Source organism: uncultured Clostridium sp., assembly GCF_947036855.1.
In the GTDB taxonomy this organism is placed as follows: Bacteria; Bacillota; Clostridia; order Clostridiales; family Clostridiaceae; genus Sarcina.
Genome location: NZ_CAMQRY010000151.1, coordinates 1 through 5190, shown reverse-complemented (window position 1 = coordinate 5190; position 5190 = coordinate 1). Strand labels below are relative to the sequence as shown.

7 protein-coding genes are annotated in these 5190 nt (G+C 28.5%); all 7 read right to left on the bottom strand.

The features are described from left to right. Positions 1-794 (bottom strand): hypothetical protein (locus Q0V15_RS11640; RefSeq protein WP_297439198.1); only part of this gene is annotated, 794 nt, incomplete at its 3' end. 178 nt (positions 795-972) lie between these two features. Beyond that, positions 973-1386 carry a gamma-glutamylcyclotransferase gene (locus Q0V15_RS11635; protein WP_297439196.1) on the bottom strand — a complete coding sequence of 138 codons (414 nt, stop codon included), beginning with the start codon at positions 1384-1386 and terminating at the stop codon, positions 973-975. After that, positions 1386-2027 carry a pyroglutamyl-peptidase I gene (pcp, locus tag Q0V15_RS11630; RefSeq protein WP_297439194.1) on the bottom strand — a complete coding sequence of 214 codons (642 nt, stop codon included), beginning with the start codon at positions 2025-2027 and terminating at the stop codon, positions 1386-1388. Before pcp ends, Q0V15_RS11635 begins: the two co-directional genes overlap by 1 nt. 21 nt (positions 2028-2048) lie before the next feature. After that, the gene (locus Q0V15_RS11625) at positions 2049-2993 is read right to left on the bottom strand and encodes a DUF979 domain-containing protein (protein ID WP_297439192.1); all 945 of its coding nucleotides are present in this window, start codon (positions 2991-2993) and stop codon (positions 2049-2051) included. A gap of 3 nt (positions 2994-2996) precedes the next feature. Further along, positions 2997-3716 carry a DUF969 domain-containing protein gene (locus Q0V15_RS11620; RefSeq protein ID WP_297439190.1) on the bottom strand — a complete coding sequence of 240 codons (720 nt, stop codon included), beginning with the start codon at positions 3714-3716 and terminating at the stop codon, positions 2997-2999. Positions 3717-4037: 321 nt separating this feature from the next. Further along, entirely contained in the window at positions 4038-4727 is a 690-nt protein-coding gene (locus tag Q0V15_RS11615) for a hypothetical protein (protein WP_297439188.1), read from the bottom strand. 228 nt (positions 4728-4955) lie between these two features. Next, a partial coding sequence (locus Q0V15_RS11610; RefSeq protein ID WP_297439185.1) for an aldo/keto reductase occupies positions 4956-5190 on the bottom strand: 235 nt, incomplete at its 5' end.

The following is a 5190-nucleotide window of genomic DNA, read 5'->3' as shown; positions in this document are numbered from 1 at the left end:
GCATTTTCTCTTACTTCTCGTGTATCAGTTAACTTTAGAAAAAACTCATTTTCACTATTTAATGCTGGTAAGTTAGAAAATACACTAATACAATCTTCACTCATTATAGAATAAAATTCTCTATTATACTCTTGTGTTTTTATATAACTAGCATCATCAATACTTTCTACACCTTTAACTTTAACTAACTCTAACACTCTGCTAGTTCGTATTTCAAGGTCTTTTATATAGTTGTTATCTATTGCTTCTATAATACATATAAAGCCTACCTTATCTTTATCTATATTAATTTTTTTTAGACCAATTATATATGGCAATTCTTCAGTATTTACAATTCCCCTTATAATACCCTTTTTTTGATATTCTATACTATTCATCATTTCTTTTAGTTCTAATAAAAGATTTTTTACCCCTTTAGAATTCAAATTTTCTTTCTTATCCTTTAATGTTTTAACTATATTCATATTTTCATCTAAAAGAATTACAGTATTAATAAATGGGGCAGTTTCTATACTCTCTAATAATCCTGCTATATCCTCACGAACAGCTATATCTAACTCTCTATTAAGTTTACTATTTATTTCAATATAATTAGAAAATTCAAATATCTTTGAGCTAATTTTATTTACTTCCCCATTAATTATATTTTGAACTCCATTTGACCGTCCTGCTCCTCTATTAAATTCACCACTACTTATCTGCTTAACTATACTGTTTCCTATAAAATAAAAACTAGCTGAACTAACTATTGTAACACTAGCAAATATTATAGTTATTCTTTTTAAAAGTGTCATTTCATCACCTGCCTATATACTTCTATTTACATAATTAAAATTATAAGATAATTATCGTTCATAGTAATGAATACTTTACTTAAAATCAAAATACAATTAAATTTACTAGCAAAAAAAAATAAATCATCAAATAGAAAAAACGCATATTTTGTAAAACAAAATACGCGTCTAATACCTACTATCGATTAATCATATAATCTTTCCAACTATCCTGTGCTAAGTGAATATAATTTCTATCAAAACTTTTCTTTTGTACATCAACATAAAAATACACATAACATATTTCTATTGTTCCATCTAAAAGTTTAACTTCTTTTTCAATTCTATCATATTCATTTCTTTCATTTCCAAGTCCATAAAAATGTTCCATCTCATCTAATGCTTTTACTAGAACTTCTGGATTATCAACAGTTATAACCTCACCTTCAATATCTCTATTACCAGTAATAAGTGCTGGGTATCCTTTATGCTCCATATGATATAAATCTCCTGATGTTGTAGCAAGTTCATTTGTTAATACATGTCCTTTTAAGTACTTATCATAATTATAAAAACCTTCTCTTAAACTTCCATATACAAAAAATCTTTTCATTAGCAGATAGCACCTCCAACACTTTTAATATCAGTATCATTTTTAACTATAGCTCTAATACTTGCTTCAAGTCCTTTTGCAATATCTTCTATAGACATTGATGGTACTCCTGGTTTATTTATAACTTGTGCTGGTATACAAGGTACATGTATAAATCCACCTCTTATATTTTTATATTTACTATTTATAAGGTGTAATACTCCATACATAACATGATTACACACAAATGTTCCTGCTGTATTTGAAACTGCAGCTGGAATATTATCATTTTTTATTTCCTCAACCATAGCTTTTATAGGTAAATTAGAAAAATAAGCATTTGCTCCATTTTCATATATTTTTTCATCTATTGGTTGATTTTTTTCATTATCTGGTATTCTTGCATCATCTAAATTTATAGCAACACGCTCTGGCATTATTGCAAATCTTCCACTAGCTTGTCCTATTGAAAGTACAACATCTGGATTATACTTTATTATAGCTTCCTCAATACATAATAATGATTTTCTAAAAACTGTTGGTATCTCAAGCTTTATAACCTCACTTCCAAGTATATTACTTGGAAGTATTTTTACTGCTTCAAGCGCAGGGTTTATATTTTCTCCACCAAATGGATCAAATCCTGTAATTAATATTTTCATACAAATCTCCTCCTAAACTATCTAGCTTCCGAATACTAAAAATGCTAATACATACATAAGAATAATATGTATTATAAGAAGTGCAATTCCAACTGGAACTTGATGTTTAACTATTATATTTTTATCTTTAGTTTCAAGTAATGCTGCTGGCATAACATTAAAGTTTGCTGCCATAGGTGTAAGAAGTGTTCCGCAATATCCTGCTGTTAAAGCAAGTGCTGATGCTATTACTACATTTCCACCTTGCATGAATACAAATGGCATACCAATCCCAACTGTTATAACTGAGAATGCTGCAAAAGCATTACCCATTATCATAGTAAATACAGCCATACCAACGCAATAAGCAATAACTCCTATTAAGGCGCTTTCATGTGGTATAACATGTGATATAGCCCCTGATATAACTTCTCCAACACCAGCTACTGTAAATAGCCCACCAAGAGCTGCTAAAAGTTGTGGAAGTATACTAGTTTGTCCTACTGATTGAAGCATTCTATCAGCGTCTTCTAAAGCTTCGCTAGGTTTAGCCTTAGTTATAATAAATGTTACTATTAGAGCTGCTATAGCAGATATACCAATAGCTGCTATCCCACTAATAGGAGTAAATTGTGCAATTAAAAGAGCAAGTACTGCTATTATAATTGATGGTATAAATACTTTATTTCCAAGTTTCTTTGATTCTTTAAGTGCTCTATTGGCATCTGGCATCTTAAGTTTTCCAACTTTAACCTGCTTAGTACCTGTTAATATACCAACTACTAGTAAAAGAGCTCCAACTGCCTCTGATGGCATTATTCCACCAAATACAAAGATGACTGCTAGTATTACCCAAAAGGCTGCTGTTCCAAGTCTTCTAGGATTTGTATTATCTTTTAAAACTCTAAATGCTGTATGAGTCATAAGAAGACCAACAAATACATAAAAAACTTCTAATAGAATATCAGAAAATTGCTTAAAATCCATAAATTAGTCCTCCTTTAAATTTTCAGTATTATTAATTTCTTCATTTGCTGTTGCTCTGTGCTGTTCGCATATCTTTTTAATTTTCTTATCAAGTCTATGATTATCAAAAGCTATGATTAAGAACGCTATTACAGCAATAGGAATAGATGCTATTGCAATATGAAGTGTACTAACATCAACGTATCCAAGTTCTTCAAGTGTTCCTGTTATTAATAGAACTCCTGAACTTGCAAGAAATAAATTCTGACCAAAGAAGTTACCATAGTTATCCATAGCTGCTGCTGCACCTTTAATTTTATCTTGTGCTTCAACAGGTAAATCACCATATTTACTTTCTGCTGCTCCTTGTGCCATTGGGTTAATAAGTGGTCTAACAAATTGTGCATGTCCACTTACTTTTAATGAAATAGCTGATGCAAATTGTCTTATAAATAAGTACAATGTTAAAAGCTTCCCTGTTGAAAGTCCTTTAGCCTTACTAATAAGTTCTAAAGCTCTTTCTTTAAGTCCAAACCTCTCACACATTCCTATTATTGGAAGTGTCAAAAGAAATATTGTCATATGCCTTTGTTCTACAAACGTTTGCCCTAAAATTTGTAATATCTCACCGAATCCCATCCCCGATGCAAGTCCTGTAGCAAGTCCTGCAACTATTACGACAAGTATTGTATCGAACTTGAATGCGAATCCTAATATAACAATTAAAATCCCTATAAGCGCCATTTAAGTCCCCTCCTTCTTTTGTATGTATTTGTCCTTTTATTCGACAAATTACCTTTTATTAACTAGATTATAATAGTATTTTCATAATTAAACTATATTTATACAATAGAATTAACCTTATAATAATAGTTTGTTCATCTTTTATCTAATTCTTCAATAAAATTTGTAGAAAAATGTAAAAAACATCGAAAAGCAATTATGATATTTATAATTTAAATTTAAATTTTTAATATTGATTATGGCTATTTAAAATATATTGTTTATTTATTTACAGCAAAAAAGCTTATTTTTCACTATGAAAAATAAGCTTTTTAATAATTTTTAAGATTTTACTTTATCTAAAATTTTGAAGAACCAATTCTTTTTACTCGCCTTCTGTCTTTCTACAAGTTCACCTCTTTTATCAAGAAGCAACTGTTCAACTTTACTAAGACTTTTATTTTCTAAATACTCTTCACTTACTGTTAAATTTTCATCTAGCATTAGTACCATTTGTAATTTTTCTAGTTCCTTATCTCGTTTATATAATTCTTCTTTTTGCTTCTCAAGCTGTCTTTTTAATCTTTTTATTTCATCAAGATTTCCTGTATCTATATTTTTACCTATCTGTTCATCAACTTTTAAAAATGACTCTTCCGTATCAATGTCATAATAAACTGTTTCTTTTATACCTTCATTACCAAAATAACTATCTATATTGACATCTTCTACATCATCATATATAAACTCTAAACCCATTAACTCTTCTATATCACTTTCCTCACTAAAATTAGTAAATTCTAATTCTTCCTTATTCATTTGTTTCTTCACATCACTAAGTAACATACCTATTGGCTTATTCATATAGTCATTTAAATCAATTTCGATATCTATATCACCATCATATATATCATCATTTACTACACCTGCTTGTACATCTATATATATATCATTTTCTAAACTATCTAATTCAAATCTTTTATTTTTAATATTAGAAAGCAACATATTACCTGCTAAATTCGTATTATTCATTTTTAATTACCCCTTTATATCATAAAATCCCTTTATTATATAATTCTACACAAAAGGTATATTTCCTTTATTTTTCCATAAAAAGGTAAATGTTTTTAATTAGTTTTTTATGCATATTAAAATTTGACATTTTTCTAGTCTAATTATGATGTTTTGCTGTCGAATTTAATAATATATTTACGAAAAACAAAAAAGCAACGAAGCATTTTAGCTTCATTGCTTTTAGTTTTAAGGAAGAGGATTCCCAGCTGATTTATAAATATCATACCACTCACTTCTTGTTAAAGTAATATTACTAGCTTTACATATATCTTTTAACCTATCTTTGTTAGTTGTTCCCACAATAGTTTGTATTTTTGCAGGATGTCTTAATATAAATGCCGTAGCTATAACACTTTTTGAAACGTTATATTTATCTGCTATCTCTTTAATTTTATTATTTACATCTTCAAACTTATCATTA

Excerpts from the sequence above, each read along its gene's own strand:
- Q0V15_RS11615 (WP_297439188.1), bottom strand. The coding sequence starts at position 4,727 with ATGAATAATACGAATTTAGCAGGTAATATGTTGCTTTCTAATATTAAA.
- pcp (WP_297439194.1), bottom strand. The coding sequence starts at position 2,027 with ATGAAAATATTAATTACAGGATTTGATCCATTTGGTGGAGAAAATATA.
- Q0V15_RS11620 (WP_297439190.1), bottom strand. The coding sequence starts at position 3,716 with ATGGCGCTTATAGGGATTTTAATTGTTATATTAGGATTCGCATTCAAG.
- Q0V15_RS11635 (WP_297439196.1), bottom strand. The coding sequence starts at position 1,386 with ATGAAAAGATTTTTTGTATATGGAAGTTTAAGAGAAGGTTTTTATAAT.
- Q0V15_RS11625 (WP_297439192.1), bottom strand. The coding sequence starts at position 2,993 with ATGGATTTTAAGCAATTTTCTGATATTCTATTAGAAGTTTTTTATGTA.